Raw genomic sequence first — 19,761 nt, forward strand, 5'->3', positions numbered from 1 at the left:
GGGCGATACTATGTTCAAAAAACTCACTCTGACAGCGGCGCTTTCCCTAGGTCTTGGCACATCTGCCATGGCTGCAGGTGGCGGCGGTGGGTATGTCCCGAATGTCGACTTCTCGTTTGACGGCATGTTTGGTTCGTATGACCAGATGCAATTGCAACGTGGGCTACAGGTGTACACGGAAATCTGTGCTGCCTGTCACGGTATGAAGTTTGTGCCGATCCGGACTTTGCATGACGAAGGTGGCCCTGCGCTGCCCGAGGATCAAGTGCGCGCCTATGCCGAAACCATCGAATTGTGGGACCCTACCTTGAATGACGGTGAAGGCGACTACCGTGTCGCAACGCCGGCGGATAACTTCCCAGAAAACAATTCGGTCAACGCGCCCGATTTGTCGTTGATGGCGAAAGCCCGCGCTGGTTTCCACGGCCCCTACGGCCTTGGCATCAATCAGTTGATGAAGGGTATGGGCGGTCCGGAATATATCGTTGCCCTTTTGACAGGCTACGAAGATCCCCCCGCGTGTGCGCCCGACGATTTTGATGGCAGTTACAACACGGTTTTTGCGGTCGGTGGCTATCCCGATGAATGTAAGGATGCTGACGGCAACCATACTGTTCCGGGAAGCTGGATCGGAATGGGCCAGCCTTTGTGGGGTGACGATGTGGAGTATGCTGATGGGCATGCGACTGATCTCCAGCACGTCTCGGAAGATGTAGCAGCGTTCTTGATGTGGACGGCTGAGCCAAAGCTGAACGACCGCAAACAAAGCGGCCTGACAGCTGTGATCTTTTTGGCGCTCCTGTCGGTACTGCTGTACTTGACCAACAAGCGCCTTTGGGCGCCCATTAAGAAAGCTGCAAAAGGCCAAGCTGCCGAATAAACCGGCGCTGAAGTCCCAATAAATTTAACGCCCTGCAGTGTCTGTGGGGCGTTTTTTTGTTGCGTACTTGGAACATATGCACTGGCTTTTTCACCAGTATTATGGTAAGTTGACATATCCCAAAATTTTAGCAGAAAGTGAGGCGCCCATGGGGGAACGCGTATAGTAATTTTATGTCTCGAGCTGGGATTTATCTGGCTCGTTTATACAGTCTTTGGGTTGGTCAACGCCCAAGACATGCCGATCTGGATGACATCGGTTTTGATCATCCTTGTTGACCGAACTGTCACCTTCATCTCTTCGTTTGCCAGTCATCGGTCCAAGCGACAGAACGAATAGACTTGGCATTGTGCCATGCGCTTTGTATCTGGATTGGGATCAAGGAAGGCTTCGGTATGAGCATCAATACATTTGGACATTTGTTTCGTGTCACAACATGGGGTGAAAGCCATGGACCCGCTTTGGGGGCGACGGTTGACGGCTGTCCACCAAATGTCGCGCTGACGCCTGAGATGCTGCAACACTGGCTTGATAAGCGTAAGCCGGGCCAGAACAAAAATACCACGCAGCGACGTGAGCCGGATGCAGTGGAAATCCTATCTGGGATGTTTGAGGGTAAGACCACGGGCACGCCCCTGCAATTGATGATCCGCAACACGGATCAACGTTCCAAAGATTACGGAGATATCGTCGAAAAATTCCGACCGGGTCATGCGGATATCACTTATTGGCAAAAGTACGGGATCCGCGATTATCGGGGCGGTGGCAGATCCTCTGCTCGTGAAACCGCAGCACGCGTGGCCGCAGGTGGTGTGGCCCGTGAGGCGATCAAAACGCTGGCGCCGAATATCCAGCTGACTGGATATATGGTTCAAATGGGTGACAAGACGATCGACCGTGCGCGGTTTGATTGGGATCAGATCGGACAAAACGACTTCTGGTGCCCTGATCCAGTAATGGCTGCCGAATGGGAAGAATACCTGACTTGGCTGCGGACCAAAGATCACAATTCGGTTGGTGCAGTGATTGAGGTCGTGGCCCGTAACGTGCCCGCGGGGCTGGGTGCGCCGATTTACGGAAAGTTGGATACGGATCTTGCCGCAGCCATGATGTCTATTAATGCGGTTAAGGGTGTTGAGATTGGCGATGGCATGGCTGCTGCGGCCCTCACCGGGCGTGAGAATGCAGATGAAATTTCAATGGGACCAAACGGCCCTGAATATTCTAGCAATCATGCCGGTGGTATTCTGGGTGGTATCAGCACAGGGCAAGACATTGTCGTCCGCTTTGCCGTGAAACCCACCAGTTCGATCCTAAGCACGCGCCAAACGATCACCAAGGCTGGTGAACCGACTGAGATCATCACCAAAGGCCGGCACGACCCATGCGTTGGGATCCGCGCCGTACCTGTAGGCGAGGCGATGATGGCCTGTGTTATCCTTGACCACATGCTGCTGCATCGTGGCCAAGTGGGTGAGAACCAAGGCCAGATCGGTTAAAGCGCGCGGTCCAGCAAAGCTTTGATGTTGCTTTCGCGCGTGTCGGCCACGATGCGCCCAAGTTCCTGATCGCCGCGCAACAATACCAGTGTTGATCTGCGCGGTATCTTGAGTTCTTGGGCAAGGTCGCCACGTCCAAATTGATCCCAATCGATATCGATGAACGTGATGTTTTCCTCATAGGCGCTGTTGGCTTCTTTGAGTTTGGTCAACGTGCGACCCTGGGCGCGGCAGGTCGAACACCAGGTTGCGGTGTAGTCGATTAAGACGGTTTCGCCCGCTGCCAGTTTCTCTTTTACCAGACCGGGGGTGTAGGCCATTGCTTTGGCCCATGTAACCGATGGCAGTGTCACAGTTGCGCCTGTCAACAGCATAAAGTCACGACGGTTCATTCTAGGATCCTTTCGTTAAAGTGCGACCGACAGGTCTTGCAACCAGATCGGCATATTGTCCAAGGCCCATGCCTCGATGATGTAGTGAAGTTTGAAGAGCAGGGCGACGCCTACAGTGATAAACACGACGCCCATGATAGGACGCGATGCAGTGGCAATTCTGCGCATCAGGGCTTGGCGCTTTTGTAGGGCAGATCGGGCGCCATACCCCAAAGCCAGCACAATCGTTGAAACGCCCAGTGCAAAGAAAACCATGATCGCGAAGGCGCGCATCAGGCTTTCCCCTTGGCTGGCCAGAGAGATGGCACCGCCCAAGGTTGGGCCGACGCAGGGGCTCCATACTGCGCCTAGCAGGAGGCCACCAAGAAACTGTCCTGTGACGCCTGACCGGTCCATTGTGTCCATGCTCGCGTCTGCGCTGCTGGCAAAACCAGCGGTGGCTGTGGCGAACCCGGCAGAAAACCTTGGGACGAGCAATATTACACCAAAGCCGATCATTAAGACGGCGCCTGCCTGCGCGATTGATTGTTCATCAATGCCCAAGGCATAGCCAAACGCAGCCACTGTGAACCCAAAGGTCACGAAGGCCGCGGACATCCCCACAGCCAAGGCCGCAGGGCCCCAATTGGAGGTTTGCAAGGCCGTTGCCAGAACGATCGGCAGCACCGGCAAAACGCAGGGGTTGATTAGGGTCAGAAGGCCAGCGCCATATGCCAGAACAAATTCCATGCTGACTTAGTGGCGCAAGCGGCCTGTGGCTGTCACCAAGAAAGCTTGTAATAATCGCTCAAATGATCGTCAGGATGTTTTGATCTGCCGCGCGGTTTGAACCACGTAAATCGACACCGCAACGATAAAAACGCCTATCACATCCCACGGACCCAAGGGCTCTGACAGTAGCACAGCTGCGATGGCAACACCAAAAACCGGGTTCAGGAAATGGAAGGTTGCGGCCCTAACGGCACCGATCCGTTCGATCAGCTTAAACCAAATCCAAGTGGCTGCCAGGCCCGGCACCAGAGTTGTGTAGATAAACGCCAAGACCAAGGATGGCGTCAAATTAACCGCTGGCGTTTCGAACAGCATGGCTGGTACAGCCAAGATTGCACCCCCAACGATCATTTGCAGGCCCACAATCGTCATGATGTTGCCGCCGGAGGCTGCCCCACGCGCCAGCAACGTGGCCACTGCCAACGACACCACAGCGATACAGCATAAACCCACGGCCAGCATGTCCACACCGCCGCTGAGGCGCAGGCCCATGATCAGGCAGACACCTGCGATCCCTGTGACAATCCCCCAGATGCCGCGTGCACTTGTGGTTTCGCCCAAAAACAACAGGCCAGCGACCGCAACAACCAAGGGCAGAGTTGAGGCGATGATTGAAGCGAGAGAGGCCTCTATGGTTTGCATGGCGACGAAATTTAGCCCGAGATAGAGCGCGTTTTGGCAAAGGCCAAAAAGGATCGTCGCGAACCATTGTGACCGCGACAAACGAAAGGACTGTCCCAAAATGTAGGCAAGGATCAGGCCCAAGGCACCCGATACAAAAAACCGTGCCGTCAGCGACATTAATGGTGGTGCGTCTTGGACGATGATACGCGCAGATGTGAAAGCAGAAGACCACATCAACGCAAACAGAAGACCGTAGATTAAGGCGCGAAGGTCCATTGGGTTATCTCACAAAAAAGGCCGCCATGTGAGGCGACCTTTTCATAAATTCGGTGTCGACGCATTAGCCGTTGACGGAATCTTTCAGAGCTTTTGCAATTGTCATTTTGACAACTTTGTCTGCTTCTTTCTTGATCTGTTCGCCCGTGGCAGGGTTACGCACCATGCGCTCTGGACGCTCGCGGCAATAGATTTTGCCAACGCCTGGAAGTGTGACTGCACCGCCGCCACCAACTTCTTTGGTGATCAGTGCAACAATCGCGTCAAGGGCTGCGCCAGCGCTTTTCTTGTCTGCGCCCATTTCTTCTGCCAAGGCAGCCACAAGTTGGGTTTTTGTCATTGGTTTTGCCATTTTTATGGTCTCCCTCTACTGCCCAACATCTGGGCCTCAGTTTTCATTTGGTAGCTGAATATAGGTGACATACACAACCAATAGTCCAGTGAATAATCGATAAAATACCAATTTTTACCGCTTTTGGCGCAATATTTCGCAATTACAGAAAGGCTGTCTCGTCAAAACTGCGCAATTTGCGGGAATGGATCCGTTCCAGCGGCATCTCGCGCAAGTGCTCCATCGCGCGAATTCCGATCATCAAATGACGTTTGACTTGGGTATGATAGAACTCGCTTGCCATACCGGGTAGCTTTAATTCCCCGTGCAGCGGCTTGTCTGATACGCACAAGAGCGTGCCATAAGGGACGCGGAACCGGTATCCGTTAGCGGCAATGGTGGCACTTTCCATGTCCAAAGCGATGGCCCGCGATTGGCTTAATCGTTGCACAGGACCGGACTGGTCGCGTAGTTCCCAATTGCGGTTATCAATCGTTGCAACCGTGCCAGTGCGCATAACGCGTTTCAGCTCAAAACCCTGTAGTTCGGTGACGTCTTCCACGGCCTGCTCGAGCGCGATTTGAATTTCGGCCAATGCAGGGATTGGCACCCAAACGGGTAGATCGTCGTCCAGCACATGATCCTCGCGTAGATAGGCGTGGGCCAGAACGAAATCGCCCAAGGACTGGCTGTTTCGCAGTCCGGCGCAGTGCCCGACCATTAGCCAAGCATGGGGTCGCAGCACTGCGATATGATCCGTTGCCGTTTTTGCGTTCGACGGGCCTACACCGATGTTGACCAAAGTGATCCCGCCTTGGCCTTTGCGTTTGAGATGGTATGTCGGCATCTGCGGAAGTTTATCCGGTGGCGACATTGGGGTTTTGGCATCAGTGATCTCGTCATTTCCGGGCCCGACAAAGCTGGTATAGCCGCTGTCCGGATCGGCCAACACTTGCCGCGCATAGGCTTCGAATTCTTCCACATAGAATTGGTAGTTGGTGAACAGAATGTGGTTTTGGAAATGATCTGCCTGTGTCGCCGTGTAATGGCTGAGACGCGCCAAGGAATAGTCGACCCGCTGCGCCGTGAATGGTGCAAGTGGTTCGACGCCATCACTGCGTTTGGGTTCAACACCGTTGACGATGTCATCATTGGTGGTCGACAGGTCAGGTACGTCAAAGACGTCGCGAAGAGTGAAATCCAACGCGCCGTCTTGGGGGATTTGCAAACCCTGCGACATTGCCACGGCGAAATGGACGGGAATTGGGGTTTCCGATGGCCTGATCTCGATTGAGACTTTGTGGTTTTCCAGCAAGAGCCTGATCTGTTGGGTCAGATATCCCGCAAAAAGATCTGGCCGCGTGACCGTTGTGGCATAGGTGCCGGGCCCCGCCACGTGGCCAAAACTGAGCCGACTGTCGATGCTGGCAAAGCTGTTTGTGGTGATGCGGATCTCGGGATAGTAGGCGCGGTAACGCTCGCTCGTCTTTTGAGACGTCACCATTTCAACGAACTTCGCTTCGAGAAAACCAACAGCATCTGTGTACAGCTCTTGCAGGCGCGCAACCGCATCCTCGGCCGTGTCGTAGAACCGGACTTCGGTGTCGTGGGGCTCGCTGACTGGCAGGTTCGGGTTCATTCTCATTCGGTGTCCTCAAATAGCGGGATAAAATCAAAACTGCGTACATCAACCAGACCCAGATCAGAGATCCGTAACTCCGGAATAACAACGAGGGCTAGAAGGCTGTGTTGCATGTAGGCGTTGTTCATGGTGCATCCGCAGGCTTTCATGGCGTTCACCAGTTTGTCGGCTTTGGCGGCGACTACCTTGGCGGGCGCATCAGACATCAGACCGGCGATGGGCAGTTCAACAAGGGCCAGTTCAGCCTGATCTTGAAAAACGGTAATCCCGCCACCAACCTCGGCCAATCTATTGGCGGCCATCGCCATATTTTTGCGGTCAGTCCCAACCACGATCATATGGTGGCTGTCATGGGCCACGGTCGACGCGATGGCCATTTCACCGCTGTAATCAAACCCAGTGACAAATGCGTTGACAACAGTTCCTGTGCCTTTGTGCCGCTCGACCAAAGCGATCTGACAGACATTGTCTTGGCTGCCAATCAGACCCTGTTTCACCTTAAGAGTGGATTTAACAGCTTTCGTCGGCGCCTGATTTTCGATCACGCCGATCACATTTGCAACAACGGTATCTGCACCTTCGGGCGCTTGGATTTCGAAGTCGGTTTCCGTCAGTGTTTTGCCCATGTGGACTGTGTCACGTGCGGCACTTGGCCATTCTAAATGGGGACAGTCACACAGAACATCGCCGTTGCTGGCCACTAGGTCGCCGCGGGCGTAGACCTGCCCAATTGGGAGTGTCGTCAGATCGGATGTGACGATCAGGTCAGCCCGCCGCCCCGGTGTGATCGACCCCAACTCTCGTTCCAACCCAAAATGTGTAGCGGTATTTATTGTGGCCATTTGCAAGGCGACCAATGGATCGCAACCGCACTCGATTGCGTGACGGACGGCACGGTTCATATGCCCGTCATTCACCAGCGTTCCGGAATGACAGTCATCGGTGCAAAGGATAAAGTTACGAGGGTCCAGTCCGCCTTCTGTTACTGCCTTGATCTGGCTTTCAACATCATACCATGCACTGCCAAGACGCATCATGGATCGCATACCTTGCCGAACCCGAGCCACAGCGTCTTCTACGCAAGTGCCTTCGTGATCATCCGCTGGTCCGCCAGCAGCATAGGCATGAAACGCAGGACCTAAATCAGGTGAAGCGTAGTGGCCGCCCACAGTTTTGCCCGCACGTTGGGTTGCGGCGATTTCTGCCAGCATTTTTGGATCCGCATTTGCGACCCCGGGAAAATTCATCATTTCACCCAGCCCAATAATTCCGGGCCACGTCATCGCCTCGGCAACATCTGTTGGCGAAATTTCATGCCCCGTGGTTTCCAACCCCGGCGCTGAGGGTGCGCAGGAGGGCATTTGGGTAAAAATATTGATCGCCTGAAGCATCGCCTCGTCATGCATCATACGAACGCCGTCCAATCCCAGCACGTTTGCGATTTCGTGGGGGTCGGTGAACATTGAGGTCGTGCCATGAGGAATGACCGCGCGCGCAAATTCAGCAGGGGTCAGCATGCCACTTTCGATATGCATATGGCCGTCGCATAGACCGGGGATCAAGAACTGCCCTTTGATATTGATCACTTCCGTTTGGTCATCAATGCAATGGGCCGCCGACGGGCCCACATAGGCGAACCGTCCCGATTTGACGGCCACCTCCCAACCATCCAGCACTTCGCGGGTGTGAACGCTAACGACTTTGGCGTTGCGAAACACTTTGTCGGCAGCGGCTCGACCGGCAGCGACGGCGATCAAGTCGGTAGCCACATCGGGCCATGTCGGGAAAGGGGTCTGTGTCATGTCCAAAGTTGACACGACTTTTGCGCAGGTTCAAGCTGTCTAGAGGGATTTTATAGCGGGATCAAAAGATGGACTTTGAAACGGTGTCGGCCGAGGATTTTGGTGCCTCGCTCACAGGGATTGGTTTGAATTTGCTTGTGCGTGATATTGCGACGACTTTGGCCTTTCTAGACACTATTTTTCAGGTGAAGGCCCACCGTATCAGTGCCGATTTCGCAATCGTCACGCACGAGGGAATGGTTTTGCAGTTACATGCCGATGGGACCTACCACAGCAACCCTTTGCTGGGTTTGGTGCCGGAAAATCCGCCCCGTGGCGGGGGCGTCGAAATTCGTTTGTTCAATGTGGATCCGGATGTCGCCGCGACCAAAGCGCATGCAAATGGTCATCCAGTTTTGCAAGAAGCAACGGACAAGCCGCATGGATTGCGTGAATGCTATGTCCTTGATCCTGACGGGTATGCTTGGGTTCCTAGCCGCACGTTAACCCCATCCGAAAGGTCGCAAATAAGCTAGCATTGTCGGTGTTAATCGGCTCGTTATCACTCCATCACAGGAGAGGCGCATGAACAGTTTTGTAAACATGGATCACTGGCAGGAACGGGTCGATCTTGCGGCAGCATTTCGTTGGACCGTTCGCTGGAATATGCATGAAGCGGTAGCGAACCATTTCAGTCTGGCTATCAACGATGACGGCACCAAGTTTTTGATGAACCCTAATCAGATGCATTTTAGCCGTATCAAAGCCAGCGATTTGATCGTTGTTGATGCCAATGACCCCGCAAGTATGGAGGGATCTGATGCACCTGATCCCACTGCTTGGGGCTTGCACGGTGGAATGCACCGGCATTGTGCCCATGCGCGCTGTGCCATGCACGTGCATTCACCCTATGCAACGGCACTGGCAGCGCTGGCTGATAGTCGTCTGTTGCCCGTCGATCAAAACGCCTGCACATTTTTCAACCGTCATGTGGTGGACAACAATTATGGTGGCCTCGCGTTTGAAGAAGAGGGGGCGCGTTGTGCGCAATTGATGCAGGACCCAAAGACCAAAGTTATGGTGATGGGCAATCATGGCATCATGATCATCGGGGATACCGTGGCCGATACCTTTAACCGCCTTTACTATTTTGAACGCGCCTGCATGACCTATATCTTGGCCCTTCAGACGGGACAGCCACTGCGCGTGATACCTGATGACATCGCAGAAAAGACGGCGCAAGAACTGGAAGTCTATCCCGAACAAGACACGCGTCACCTGACCGAGTTGAAGGCGATTTTGGATGAGGAAGGCTCTAACTATGCCCAATAAGGATCCATGAGCATGCAATATGGCCTGAACGAAGAACAAGAAATGATCGCGGACACTGTTCGGGCGTTTGTGGAAAAAGAAATCTATCCTCATGAAGAACTCGTTGAACGCACTGGTGAGGTTCCGTCCGAGATCGCACAAGAGATCAAACAAAAGACGCTGGATCTGGGGTTTTATGCCTGTAATTTTCCGCAAGACGTTGGCTGTGCAGGTCTCAATCACGTAGATTTTTCAGTGGTTGAACGGGAACTGGGCCGTGGGTCCATGGCCTTGAACCACTTTTTTGGGCGTCCGCAAAACATCCTTATGGCTTGCGAAGGAGACCAAAAGGAAAAGTATTTGATGCCGGCTATCAGGGGCGAAAAAATGGATGCCCTTGCCATGACCGAACCCGGTGCGGGCAGTGATGTGCGCGGTATGAAATGCACTGCTGTACGCGATGGTGGGGATTGGGTTGTAAACGGGACCAAGCATTTTATCAGCGGGGCTGAACATGCGGATTTTATCATCGTTTTCATCGCCACAGGCGAGGACCAAACCCCGCGCGGCCCAAAAAAGCGGATTACCACCTTCCTTGTGGATCGCGGCACACCCGGGTTTACCATTCGGGATGGGTATAAATCGGTAAGCCATCGGGGCTACAAGAATATGATCCTCGAGTTTGATGATTGCCGCTTGCCTGACGCGCAAGTGCTGGGCGAAGTTGATGGCGGTTTCGAGGTTATGAACACTTGGCTTTATGCGACGCGCATTACGGTTGCTGCAATGTCGGTTGGACGTGCCCGCCGTGTCTTTGACTATGCGCTGAACTATGCGGCTGAGCGCGAACAATTTGGCCAACCTATCGGAAAATTCCAGGGTGTCGGTTTCCAAATAGCGGACATGATCACTGAAATTGACGCTGCTGATTTACTGACGCTTGCCGCGGCGGATCGATTGGACAAAGGACTGTCATCTAATCGCGAAATTGCCAGCGCAAAACTCTATGCCAGTGAAATGCTGGCGCGTGTAACGGATGCCGCTATTCAGATTCATGGCGGCATGGGATTGATGGATGACTATCCGCTTGAACGGTTCTGGAGAGATGCACGGGTAGAACGGATTTGGGACGGTACCAGCGAAATCCAACGCCATATTATCGCGCGTGATCTTTTGCGGCCACTGGGTGCCTGATCGCATATGCGGCTAGAGCGGCTTCTTAATCCCCGTACAATCGCAGTAGTGGGGGGTGGTGCATGGTGCGAAAGCATTATTGGAGCCGCCCAGCGTATCGGCTACACGGGCGAAATTATCCCTGTACATCCCTCCCGAAAATCGATTGCCGGCCTTGATGCAAAAGAGAGTCTAAATTGCCTTGAAACACCACCGGACGCTACATTCATCGGTGTCAATCGCACCGCGACATTGGATATTGTGGCGCAGCTAAAAGCCCAAGACGCAGGCGGTGCAATTTGCTTTGCTTCTGGTTTTGCAGAGGCCCAGACCGAGCTTGCGGATGGGGCTGATTTGCAAAAGCTCCTTTTAGAGGCGGCTGGTGGCATGCCAATCTTGGGGCCCAATTGCTACGGCTTCATCAACGCGTTGGATCAGGCTGCGGTTTGGCCGGATCAGCACGGGTGTCGACCAGTCGAGCAGGGTGTGGCGATCCTGACACAAAGCTCGAACATCGCTATCAACCTGACAATGCAAAAGCGGGGACTGCCAGTTGGCTATATGATCACCTGCGGAAACCAAGCGCAGATGGATCAGGCACAGATCGCGACCGACTTGCTAGATGATCCCCGCGTCACGGCCATTGGGCTACATATCGAAGGCTTTGGCGATATTCGTGCTTGGGAAACTTTGGCGCAGCGGGCCCATGAAAAGGGCGTGCCTTTGGTTGCGATAAAGGTTGGCGCGTCGGAGCAGGCGCAAGCCGCCACCGTGTCGCATACGGCCTCTCTTGCTGGATCCGATGCGGCGGCGGATGCCTTGTGCGAACGTTTGGGCATTCGTCGTGTTCAAAACCTTTCGGTTTTTCTGGAAACTCTAAAGTTTCTGCACATCAACGGACCTTTGGCTTCGCGTCGTGTTGCTTCGATCAGTTGCTCGGGGGGTGAGGCGTCCCTGACTGCGGATTTGGGGCAGTCAGTGGGATTGGAGTTCCCTCCTTTGTCGCCGGCCCAACGCGCGCAGCTTGGTGCGGTTTTGGGTCCCAAAGTGGCGCTCGCAAACCCACTAGACTATCACACCTATGTGTGGCGCGATGCAGAGGCAATGGCGGCGGCATGGAGTGCGATCGACGACCCAAACATCGATCTGACACTAACCATCGTCGATTACCCCCGGGAGGATATTTGCGACGCGAGTGATTGGGTCTGCGCAACGCAAGCCGCCATTGAGACGCGCAAGGCAACCGGTAAACCGACGGCCGTTGTTGCGACCTTGCCGGAACTTTTGCCAGAGGCTGTTGCATGGGATTTGATGGAGCATGGTGTGACGCCAATGCACGGTTTGCATGATGCGTTGGCGGCGGTTGCTCATAGTGCTCTTTCAACAGATATAGATACTAATCCAGCCCTTTTAGCGCCTCACTGTGTAGCACAGACATTGAGCGAAGCCCAAGCAAAGCAGGATCTTGCGCAGTATGGTTTGGATATACCGAACAGTGTTTTGTGCCACTCAGCGGATGAAACGGGTGCGGCGGGTTCTCAGGTCGGATTTCCTGTCGTCCTCAAAGGATTGGGATCGGCGCATAAGACCGAACTGGGTCTGGTGAAGGTTGGTTTGAACGACAGTGAAAGGGTGTGCGATGCTGCAGCCTCGATGCAAGCGACCGAATTTCTGGTAGAAGAAATGGTGCAAGCCCCGATTGCCGAATTGATCATAGGCATTACTAAGGACCCTTCGGGAATTCATATGCTGACGATTGGGGCCGGTGGTGTCTTGACTGAGCTGTTGAAAGACAGTGCAACCCTGCTCGTGCCTTCGAGTGAGGACGCGGTGCGCAAGGCGATATCGGGATTGGCCATCGCGCCCATTTTGTCTGGCTACCGTGGTGCCCTTGGCGTGAATATTACCAGTATTGTCGACGCGGTTATGGCGTTGCAATCCTATGTGATTGCCAAGGGCGGCCAAGTGGAAGAAGTTGAGATTAACCCGCTGATTTGCACGCAAACCCGTGCGGTTGCAGTAGATGCCCTGATCCGAAAGGCCTAGCCGATGTCACCGATAACCACAAAGCGCGACGGCGCGATCCTTGAAGTCACTTTGGATCGCCCAAAAGCAAACGCAATCGATTTGGCGACCAGCAAAGTCATGGGCGACACCTTCGCGCAGTTTCGCGATGATCCGGAATTACGGGTTGCGATTATCACTGGTGCAGGCGAAAAATTCTTTTGCCCGGGGTGGGATTTGAAAGCGGCCGCAGATGGGGACGCGGTTGATGGCGACTACGGCGTCGGTGGGTTTGGTGGTTTGCAAGAACTGCGTGACCTTAACAAACCGGTTATTGCTGCGGTGAATGGGATCGCTTGCGGTGGCGGGTTGGAACTTGCCCTGTCGGCTGACATCATTCTTGCGGCGGATCATGCGACTTTTGCTCTGCCCGAAATTCGATCAGGCACGGTGGCTGATGCGGCTTCCGTTAAACTGCCAAAACGCATACCTTATCATATTGCGATGGAATTATTGCTAACTGGTCGTTGGTTCGATGTGGAAGAAGCCAAGGGATGGGGCCTTGTGAACCACAGTTATCCCGGCGGAGATTTGATGGCCCAAGCCTGGGATATGGCACGCTTATTGGCGTCTGGCCCACCTCTTGTTTATGCGGCGATCAAGGAAGTGGTTCGTGATGCTGAAGACGCGAAATTCCAAGACACAATGAACCGCATTACAAAACGCCAGTTGAAATCTGTTGATGTTCTTTATGCCAGTGAAGATCAATTGGAAGGTGCAAAAGCCTTTACCGAAAAGCGTGATCCTGTTTGGAAGGGGCGCTGAACCGTGCCTGTTTTGTTGTCATTTGGACACGGCTATTCTGCCCAAGCATTGACCCGAATTTTACCGGATGAGTGGACGGTCTATGGCACCACACGAAGCGTTGAAAAATTCGATGCGGTTGAGGCATCTGGCGCAAAACCGATTCTATGGCCAGCCTCCGAGATAGACTCTATTCTTGCTCAATCGACACATTTGCTACTGTCTGCTGCACCTTCAGAAGATGGTGATCCGGTATTGTTGGAGCTAGGTGATGCCGTTGCAAGGCATGCCCCCAATCTTGAATGGGTGGGCTATTTGTCTACGACGGGTGTCTATGGTGATCATCAAGGGGACTGGGTCGATGAGTGCACGGAATTGACCCCATCCACTAAACGTGGGCAGTTGCGCAAAGATGCCGAAGCTGCGTGGAGCGCGATCCCAAACCTACCTTTGCATATCTTTCGACTGGCAGGGATTTACGGGCCGGGTCGTGGTCCATTTGCAAAAGTGCGTGCTGGCACAGCGCGTCGGATCATCAAGAAAAACCAAGTCTTCAGCCGTATTCACGTTGAAGACATCGCGCAGGTCTTGATGGCTTCAATCCAAAAGCCAAGGGCCGGGGCGATCTACAATCTCTGCGACAACGATCCAGCACCGCCGCAAGACGTCATTGGCTATGCGGCCAAGCTTTTGGGATTGCCTCTTCCGGAAGCTGTGGATTTTGAGACTGCAGAGATGAGCCCAATGGCCCGAAGTTTTTATGCCGAAAGCAAAAAGGTCCGCAACGATCTGATACAGGACGAATTGGGTGTCGAGTTGCTATATCCAACTTACAAAGCGGGCCTCAGGGCGTTGGTATCACAAGAAGGGTACTAGGTTGCCTGCGCCATCGGCACGACGCCCAAAACTTCCATCACCTTAGCTTCAATTGCATCGGCGCTTAGGCCTGCGACCGCATACATGTCATCAGGGCTGGATTGATCGATAAAGATGTCGGGCAGAACCATGGACCGGTATTTCAGGCCCTCATCAAATACACCTTCATCCGCCAAGAGCTGTGCAACGTGTGAGCCAAAGCCGCCGACCGCACCTTCTTCAATAGTAATGAGTGCGTCATGGTCTGCGGCCAACTGCAAGATCAGTGTCTGATCCAGCGGTTTAGCAAACCGCGCGTCAGCGATCGTGACATTCACGCCTTTGGCCTGCAGTTGCTCAGCGGCACGCTGGACTTCTGCCAAGCGTGTCCCGAACGACAGTAACGCGACGCCGGATCCCTCGCGGATCATACGACCTTTGCCAATTTCCAGTGGTTCTGGGTTTTCTGGAATGTCACAGCCCACCCCTTCACCGCGTGGGAAGCGGAATGCAATTGGACCATCGTCGTAGGCCACTGCGGTGGCTACCATTCGGGCCAATTCCGCCTCATCAGCGGCGGCCATAACCACAAAACCCGGCAAGTTCGCCAAATAGGCCACATCAAAAGCGCCTGCATGGGTCGCCCCGTCTGCGCCGACCAATCCTGCACGATCAATCGCAAAGCGGACTGGCAGGCGTTGGATCGCCACGTCGTGGACCACCTGATCATAGCCGCGCTGAAGGAATGTTGAATACATAGCGCAAAACGGTTTCATGCCGCCCGCGGCCAGAGCCGCCGAGAATGTCACACCATGCTGTTCGGCAATGCCCACATCAAAGCACCGCGACGGATAGCGTTCGTTGAATTGGGTAAGGCCTGTGCCATCAGGCATGGCGGCGGTGATGGCGCAAATTTTACTGTCTTGTTCAGCGTGTTTCAGCAATTGCTGGGCAAAGACACTCGTGTAACTGGGGGCGTTTGACGGCGTTTTCTTTTGTTTGCCGGTGACCATATCAAATTTACTGACACCGTGGCCTTTGTCATGGGCCGTTTCAGCGGGCGCGTAGCCTTTGCCTTTTTTGGTAATCGCGTGGATCAGGATTGGCCCAGTGGCGCGCTCTTTGACAGTGCGCAAAACTGGCAGCAATTGATCCATATCGTGTCCGTCGATGGGGCCGAGATAGCTAAAGCCCAATTCCTCGAACATGGTGCCACCAACGGTCATGCCCTTAAGCATTTCCTTGGCGCGCCGCGCACCCTCTTGGAAAGGGCTGGGCAGGAGGCTGACTGCGCCTTTGGCGGCTGCCTTGAATTCCTGAAACGGATCGCCCGCATAAAGACGCGACAAATAAGAGCTGAGCGCGCCGACAGGCGGTGCGATGCTCATCTCGTTGTCGTTCAAAATGACGATCATGCGCTTTTTCAAGTGACCGGCGTTATTCATAGCCTCAAAGGCCATACCGGCAGACATGGACCCATCGCCGATGACAGCTATTGCATCACCCAGTCCATGGTCCGGTGCACCACCCAAATCGCGCGCTACAGCGAATCCCAATGCGGCACTGATGCTGGTGGAACTGTGCGCGGCGCCAAAGGGATCATAGGGGCTTTCGCTGCGTTTGGTGAAGCCGGACAGCCCGTCCTTTTGGCGAAGGGTACGGATGCGGTCCCTGCGGCCGGTGAGTATTTTATGCGGGTAACACTGATGGCCCACGTCCCAGATCAACCGGTCCCTTGGGGTGTCAAATACAGCGTGCAGCGCGACGGTCAGTTCAACCACGCCCAAACCTGCGCCCAAGTGCCCGCCGGTTGTGGATACGGCGCTGATGGTTTCCTGCCGCAGTTCGTCCGCAAGCGTGCGCAGTTGGCTGTCTGACAAAAGTTTAAGGTCGGACGGCGCCAAAACAGTGTCTAGCAAAGGGGTTTTGGGGCGATCCGTCATTTAAGACACTCCGTTTTTTCAGGTGTCACGTTCAATCACAAAGGCTGCGATCTGTCGCAATCCTTGCGCGCGTTCACCATAGACCGACACAGCATCCACTGCTTGATCCACTAATTCTGCGGCTTTTGTTCTGGCCGCGTCGAGGCCCATCAATGACACAAAAGTTGCCTTGCCCGCATCTGCATCTTTTTGCAGTTTTTTACCAGCTTTTGTGGCGTCGCCTTCTACGTCCAAGATGTCGTCGGCAATCTGAAATGCAAGACCAACGGCCTGCGCATACTGACGCAGTGGTTCTGGGTCCGCTTGGGCCAAAATCGCGCCGGCCTGAGCCGACCAAGAAATCAGAGCACCGGTTTTGTTCGCTTGCAACTGGGTGATTTCATCTAGGCCCAGTGGATCTGTCGCCGTCTCGGCGGCGATGTCTTGGGCCTGCCCCAAAACCATGCCCTGCGCGCCGGAAGCTTTTGCAAGGGTCGAGACCAGTTTCATGCGCACGTCGGCGTTACCGTTATCGGAATGACACAGCAATTCAAAAGCCAGCGTTTGTAATGCATCGCCCACTAAAACAGCGGTTGCATCATCCCATTTGACGTGGACCGTAGGCTGGCCGCGGCGTAGGTCGTCATCATCCATGCAAGGCAGATCATCATGTACCAACGAATAGGCGTGCAAGGCTTCGATAGCTGCAGCAGGGTGCAATGCTGTTTTTATATCCAGCCCATGCAGGCGCGCGGTTTCCAAGACAAGAAAGCCCCGCAGCCGTTTACCGCCAGTACAGGCGTATCGCATGCCCTGTTCAACCGGCGTTTGACCCAATGGGCCCATGGCGGTGTCCAAGGTTGCCTGAATCTGGTCAGCCGCCGCCTTTAGTTCGTTCATAAACATGGATCAGAGGCCGTCTACAGGTTTGACCCCGGTTGGCTGGCCCCCTTCGGAAAGGGTTAAAGCTTCTACCTTTTCCTGCGCTTGCTTTAACTGGGCTTCGCAGTGCTTTTTGAGGACCGCACCGCGTTCATAAAGCGCAATAGACTGATCCAAAGGGACATCGCCGCCTTCCAGATCACGAACAACCTGTTCCAATTCAGCCATGGCTTGTTCAAAACTCATCGTGGCGACATCTGTCGTGGTCATCTGCGATATTCCCTGCATATGGTTCAGGGTGACATTAGGGGGACATCTGTCCAAGGGCAATGCCCCGCTGGCCCTCTCTATCTGCATTGGATAGACTACGCCTATGGCACGCACCGAAGACATTTTCGCAACCCATGCTCTGTTAGAAGCGATCGAAGCGACACCTGCGTTAAAGGGTGCAACGCTGAGCAAGATATTGGCGCGCTCAAGTGGATTGCGTACGGTATATCAAGGCGTTTGGAACGGTGAGCCGGTGATTTTCAGGCACCAGTCTGGACCTGACGCAAAAGCGATCATTGAAAAAGAGTCGGCTGAGATCGAGCGTGTTAAAGACTGGATGTCAGCGGGTGATTTTAGAACAATTGAGGCGCTGTTTTGTGATCCGGATTTGGGTTTGTTGGTGTTATCGCAAGCGCCTGGTGCCTCTGTTCGCCACGCGATCCGCGAAGCACCGGATCGTCGTTCGGAATTCGTAAAGCAATCGGCGCAATGGTTGGCCCACTACACTAAGGATGCGCGCAAAATGGCCAAGTTTCCGCATGAGCGATATTTGACCCGGGCTGTTCCGATCATCGAAAAGAAATTGGTCCGGCGGCACAAAGGTCTTTGGCAATCGGTGCTGGAACGGATGACGCGAATGGTGCCAGAGACAACTCAAAGGGACTGCGTTTTGGCCCAAACCCATGGCGATTTTCATCCATCCAATGTGATGGTTGATGGGCCTCTGATGACTGGTTTTGATTTAGGTGGCTCACATTTTATTCCCTTGGCGAAAGATGCTTCGCGTTTTTTGGTGTCGCTAGAGCATGCTATTGGCCCGTCAGAAGGACCACGTCATTTCGGGGTCAATCGCGCAGAGTTTGATTTGTTTTGTGACGCTTTGGATTTCGACGCGCAGCAGCGCGAGGTCTATTTCCCGTTCCTTATTGGGTTTGATATTTTGCACCGTGGTCCTGCGCGCAAATCCAAAAGCTCAGGCAAATTGGCCAGCGGCATAGCCTTGGCACAAGCTTATCTAGACCAAGATTGCGCCTGATTAGACCCTATTCCGGCGCAAGCATATAGCCAGCACCACGAACGGTTTGCAGGTAGCGCGGCTGTTTTGGGTCTGTTTCGATCTTGCGTCTGAGCCGCGTAATTTGAACATCCACGGCGCGTTCTTGCGCCTGTCCGTGATCCCGACCCAAGTCTTCCACGAGTTTGGCACGGCTGATCGGTTCATTTATCTGCCCTGAAAAGATTTTCATCAGTTGCGATTCAGTGGCCGTGAGCCGGACAAGGCTTTCGCCTTGCCACATCTCGGCACGTTCGATGTCATAGCGAATGGGCCCCAGATGCAGAACCTTGGGCAATTCATCCGCCGCATCGCCTGCGGGCACGCGTCGCAAAATTGCATTGATCCGCAATAGCAGCTCTTTGGGTTCAAAAGGTTTCGACAGATAATCGTCCGCCCCAGCCTCAAGCCCGGCAATGCGATCTTCGGTTTCGCCTTTTGCAGTCAAAAGCAAGATGGGTGTTTCGCGTTCCTCACGCAGAGATTTAGCTAATGTGATCCCGTCTTCGCCCGGCATCATGACATCAAGGATGATCATGTCGAAATCTAAACCGCTTAGGATCCGCCTCGCGTGGGCGGCATCCCGCGCTGCGCTGACAAGAAAGCCATTTCGCATCAGAAATTTTTGGAGCAACCCACGAATACGTTCGTCGTCATCTACGATTAACAGGTGTGCATCAACATCACTCATGTCCGGCATCCTTTAGCTTGAGATAGTGACGTCGCATGTCTGCATCCATCATAGCTTCTAGCACCTGTCTAAAGCCTTGGACCGCATCAGGTCCAGCGGCACGATAGGCCGCACGCATTCGTGTTCGTTGTGCTTGGCTTAATTTCGTTTCCAAGGCGCGGCCTGCTTCGGTCAGGTGGAGGTGTCTTTCGCGCTTGTCTTGTGTGCCGACGCGGGATTCAACAAGGCCGTCGTCAACCAAACTGCGCAAGACGCGGTTCAACGATTGTTTTGTGACACCCAGAATGGAAAGTAGGTTGTTCACAGTTGTGCCGGGACTGCGGTGAATAAAGTGTACTGCCCTGTGATGAGCACGGCCATATGCCAGCTCTGACAAGATCCGGTCAGGATCTGCTGTAAATCCACGATAGGCGAAAAACATCGCTTCGATCCCTTTGCGTAGCTGTTCATCGGTTAAGAACAGCAGGGTTTCCCCAGAGGGCGGGGAATTTTGTTCGGCCATTATAGGGTCCTCCACGATTGGCCCATATTATGTCAGCCTTGTTGACATTCCAAGAATCAATTGCTAGCAATCGTCAGTTTTTACGCAACTTTATGTC

At 53.9% G+C, this 19,761-nt stretch carries 20 protein-coding genes; 9 read left to right on the forward strand and 11 right to left on the reverse strand.

Annotated elements, in window-relative coordinates; genetic code table 11:
• Nucleotides 1-10 precede the first annotated feature (10 nt).
• Nucleotides 11-880 carry a cytochrome c1 gene (locus ACIRQ6_RS17820; RefSeq protein ID WP_420861964.1) on the forward strand — a complete coding sequence of 290 codons (870 nt, stop codon included), beginning with the start codon at nucleotides 11-13 and terminating at the stop codon, nucleotides 878-880.
• A gap of 395 nt (nucleotides 881-1,275) precedes the next feature.
• On the forward strand, nucleotides 1,276-2,379 hold the full coding sequence (aroC, locus tag ACIRQ6_RS17825; RefSeq protein WP_420861965.1) for a chorismate synthase: 1,104 nt from the start codon (nucleotides 1,276-1,278) through the stop codon (nucleotides 2,377-2,379).
• Here the strand turns inward: aroC and ACIRQ6_RS17830 are convergent.
• The 6 genes from ACIRQ6_RS17830 to ade all read right to left on the reverse strand — a co-directional run bounded on the left by ACIRQ6_RS17830 (nucleotide 2,376) and on the right by ade (nucleotide 8,217).
• On the reverse strand, nucleotides 2,376-2,771 hold the full coding sequence (locus tag ACIRQ6_RS17830; RefSeq protein WP_420861966.1) for a thioredoxin family protein: 396 nt from the start codon (nucleotides 2,769-2,771) through the stop codon (nucleotides 2,376-2,378). The genes aroC and ACIRQ6_RS17830 overlap by 4 nt on opposite strands.
• A 15-nt stretch (nucleotides 2,772-2,786) precedes the next feature.
• Complete coding sequence (locus ACIRQ6_RS17835; RefSeq protein ID WP_420861967.1) at nucleotides 2,787-3,500, reverse strand: cytochrome c biogenesis CcdA family protein; 714 nt, start codon at nucleotides 3,498-3,500, stop codon at nucleotides 2,787-2,789.
• A gap of 69 nt (nucleotides 3,501-3,569) precedes the next feature.
• Nucleotides 3,570-4,442, reverse strand: coding sequence for a DMT family transporter (locus tag ACIRQ6_RS17840; RefSeq protein WP_420861968.1), 873 nt, complete (start codon nucleotides 4,440-4,442; stop codon nucleotides 3,570-3,572).
• A 64-nt stretch (nucleotides 4,443-4,506) separates the two neighbouring features.
• Nucleotides 4,507-4,794 (reverse strand): HU family DNA-binding protein, encoded by a 288-nt coding sequence (locus ACIRQ6_RS17845; protein ID WP_420861969.1) that lies wholly within the window; start codon nucleotides 4,792-4,794, stop codon nucleotides 4,507-4,509.
• A gap of 142 nt (nucleotides 4,795-4,936) precedes the next feature.
• The gene (locus ACIRQ6_RS17850; RefSeq protein ID WP_420863935.1) at nucleotides 4,937-6,412 is read right to left on the reverse strand and encodes an AMP nucleosidase; all 1,476 of its coding nucleotides are present in this window, start codon (nucleotides 6,410-6,412) and stop codon (nucleotides 4,937-4,939) included.
• A 2-nt stretch (nucleotides 6,413-6,414) separates the two neighbouring features.
• Complete coding sequence (ade, locus tag ACIRQ6_RS17855) at nucleotides 6,415-8,217, reverse strand: adenine deaminase (protein WP_420861970.1); 1,803 nt, start codon at nucleotides 8,215-8,217, stop codon at nucleotides 6,415-6,417.
• A 68-nt stretch (nucleotides 8,218-8,285) separates the two neighbouring features.
• On the opposite strand from ade, the gene ACIRQ6_RS17860 reads away from it, so the two are divergent.
• Genes ACIRQ6_RS17860 through ACIRQ6_RS17885 form a run of 6 tightly spaced genes read left to right on the forward strand, consistent with a single transcriptional unit; the run spans nucleotide 8,286 to nucleotide 14,364 of the window.
• The gene (locus ACIRQ6_RS17860) at nucleotides 8,286-8,732 is read left to right on the forward strand and encodes a VOC family protein (protein WP_420861971.1); all 447 of its coding nucleotides are present in this window, start codon (nucleotides 8,286-8,288) and stop codon (nucleotides 8,730-8,732) included.
• Nucleotides 8,733-8,781: 49 nt separating this feature from the next.
• Nucleotides 8,782-9,528: a class II aldolase and adducin N-terminal domain-containing protein gene (locus ACIRQ6_RS17865; RefSeq protein ID WP_420861972.1), complete on the forward strand. Its 747-nt coding sequence runs from the start codon at nucleotides 8,782-8,784 to the stop codon at nucleotides 9,526-9,528.
• 12 nt (nucleotides 9,529-9,540) lie between these two features.
• On the forward strand, nucleotides 9,541-10,701 hold the full coding sequence (locus ACIRQ6_RS17870) for an acyl-CoA dehydrogenase family protein (protein ID WP_420863936.1): 1,161 nt from the start codon (nucleotides 9,541-9,543) through the stop codon (nucleotides 10,699-10,701).
• A gap of 6 nt (nucleotides 10,702-10,707) precedes the next feature.
• Nucleotides 10,708-12,726, forward strand: a complete 2,019-nt coding sequence (locus ACIRQ6_RS17875; RefSeq protein WP_420861973.1) for an acetate--CoA ligase family protein — start codon at nucleotides 10,708-10,710, stop codon at nucleotides 12,724-12,726.
• 3 nt (nucleotides 12,727-12,729) lie between these two features.
• Nucleotides 12,730-13,509: a carnitinyl-CoA dehydratase gene (locus tag ACIRQ6_RS17880; protein ID WP_420861974.1), complete on the forward strand. Its 780-nt coding sequence runs from the start codon at nucleotides 12,730-12,732 to the stop codon at nucleotides 13,507-13,509.
• 3 nt (nucleotides 13,510-13,512) lie between these two features.
• A complete protein-coding gene (locus tag ACIRQ6_RS17885; protein ID WP_420861975.1) occupies nucleotides 13,513-14,364 on the forward strand; it encodes an SDR family oxidoreductase in 852 nt (283 codons plus the stop codon).
• Here ACIRQ6_RS17885 and dxs read toward each other — a convergent pair.
• From dxs to ACIRQ6_RS17900, 3 genes are read right to left on the reverse strand one after another with little or no spacing between them, the layout of a single operon-like run.
• Nucleotides 14,361-16,286, reverse strand: a complete 1,926-nt coding sequence (gene dxs / locus ACIRQ6_RS17890; RefSeq protein WP_420861976.1) for a 1-deoxy-D-xylulose-5-phosphate synthase — start codon at nucleotides 16,284-16,286, stop codon at nucleotides 14,361-14,363. The two genes, ACIRQ6_RS17885 and dxs, sit on opposite strands and share 4 nt — an antisense overlap.
• An 18-nt stretch (nucleotides 16,287-16,304) precedes the next feature.
• Nucleotides 16,305-17,171 carry a polyprenyl synthetase family protein gene (locus tag ACIRQ6_RS17895; protein ID WP_420861977.1) on the reverse strand — a complete coding sequence of 289 codons (867 nt, stop codon included), beginning with the start codon at nucleotides 17,169-17,171 and terminating at the stop codon, nucleotides 16,305-16,307.
• Between the two features lie 3 nt (nucleotides 17,172-17,174).
• Nucleotides 17,175-17,417 carry an exodeoxyribonuclease VII small subunit gene (locus ACIRQ6_RS17900; RefSeq protein ID WP_420861978.1) on the reverse strand — a complete coding sequence of 81 codons (243 nt, stop codon included), beginning with the start codon at nucleotides 17,415-17,417 and terminating at the stop codon, nucleotides 17,175-17,177.
• A gap of 103 nt (nucleotides 17,418-17,520) precedes the next feature.
• Here ACIRQ6_RS17900 and ACIRQ6_RS17905 point away from each other — a divergent pair, with 103 nt between their 5' ends.
• Nucleotides 17,521-18,453, forward strand: a complete 933-nt coding sequence (locus ACIRQ6_RS17905) for a phosphotransferase (protein WP_420861979.1) — start codon at nucleotides 17,521-17,523, stop codon at nucleotides 18,451-18,453.
• Between the two features lie 7 nt (nucleotides 18,454-18,460).
• Here the strand turns inward: ACIRQ6_RS17905 and ACIRQ6_RS17910 are convergent, their stop codons facing one another.
• Entirely contained in the window at nucleotides 18,461-19,162 is a 702-nt protein-coding gene (locus tag ACIRQ6_RS17910; RefSeq protein ID WP_420861980.1) for a response regulator, read from the reverse strand.
• Nucleotides 19,155-19,664 (reverse strand): MarR family winged helix-turn-helix transcriptional regulator, encoded by a 510-nt coding sequence (locus ACIRQ6_RS17915; RefSeq protein WP_420861981.1) that lies wholly within the window; start codon nucleotides 19,662-19,664, stop codon nucleotides 19,155-19,157. Before ACIRQ6_RS17915 ends, ACIRQ6_RS17910 begins: the two co-directional genes overlap by 8 nt.
• Nucleotides 19,665-19,761: the final 97 nt, after the last annotated feature.

Source organism: Algirhabdus cladophorae, assembly GCF_044772865.1.
GTDB lineage: Bacteria > Pseudomonadota > Alphaproteobacteria > Rhodobacterales > Rhodobacteraceae > Algirhabdus > Algirhabdus cladophorae.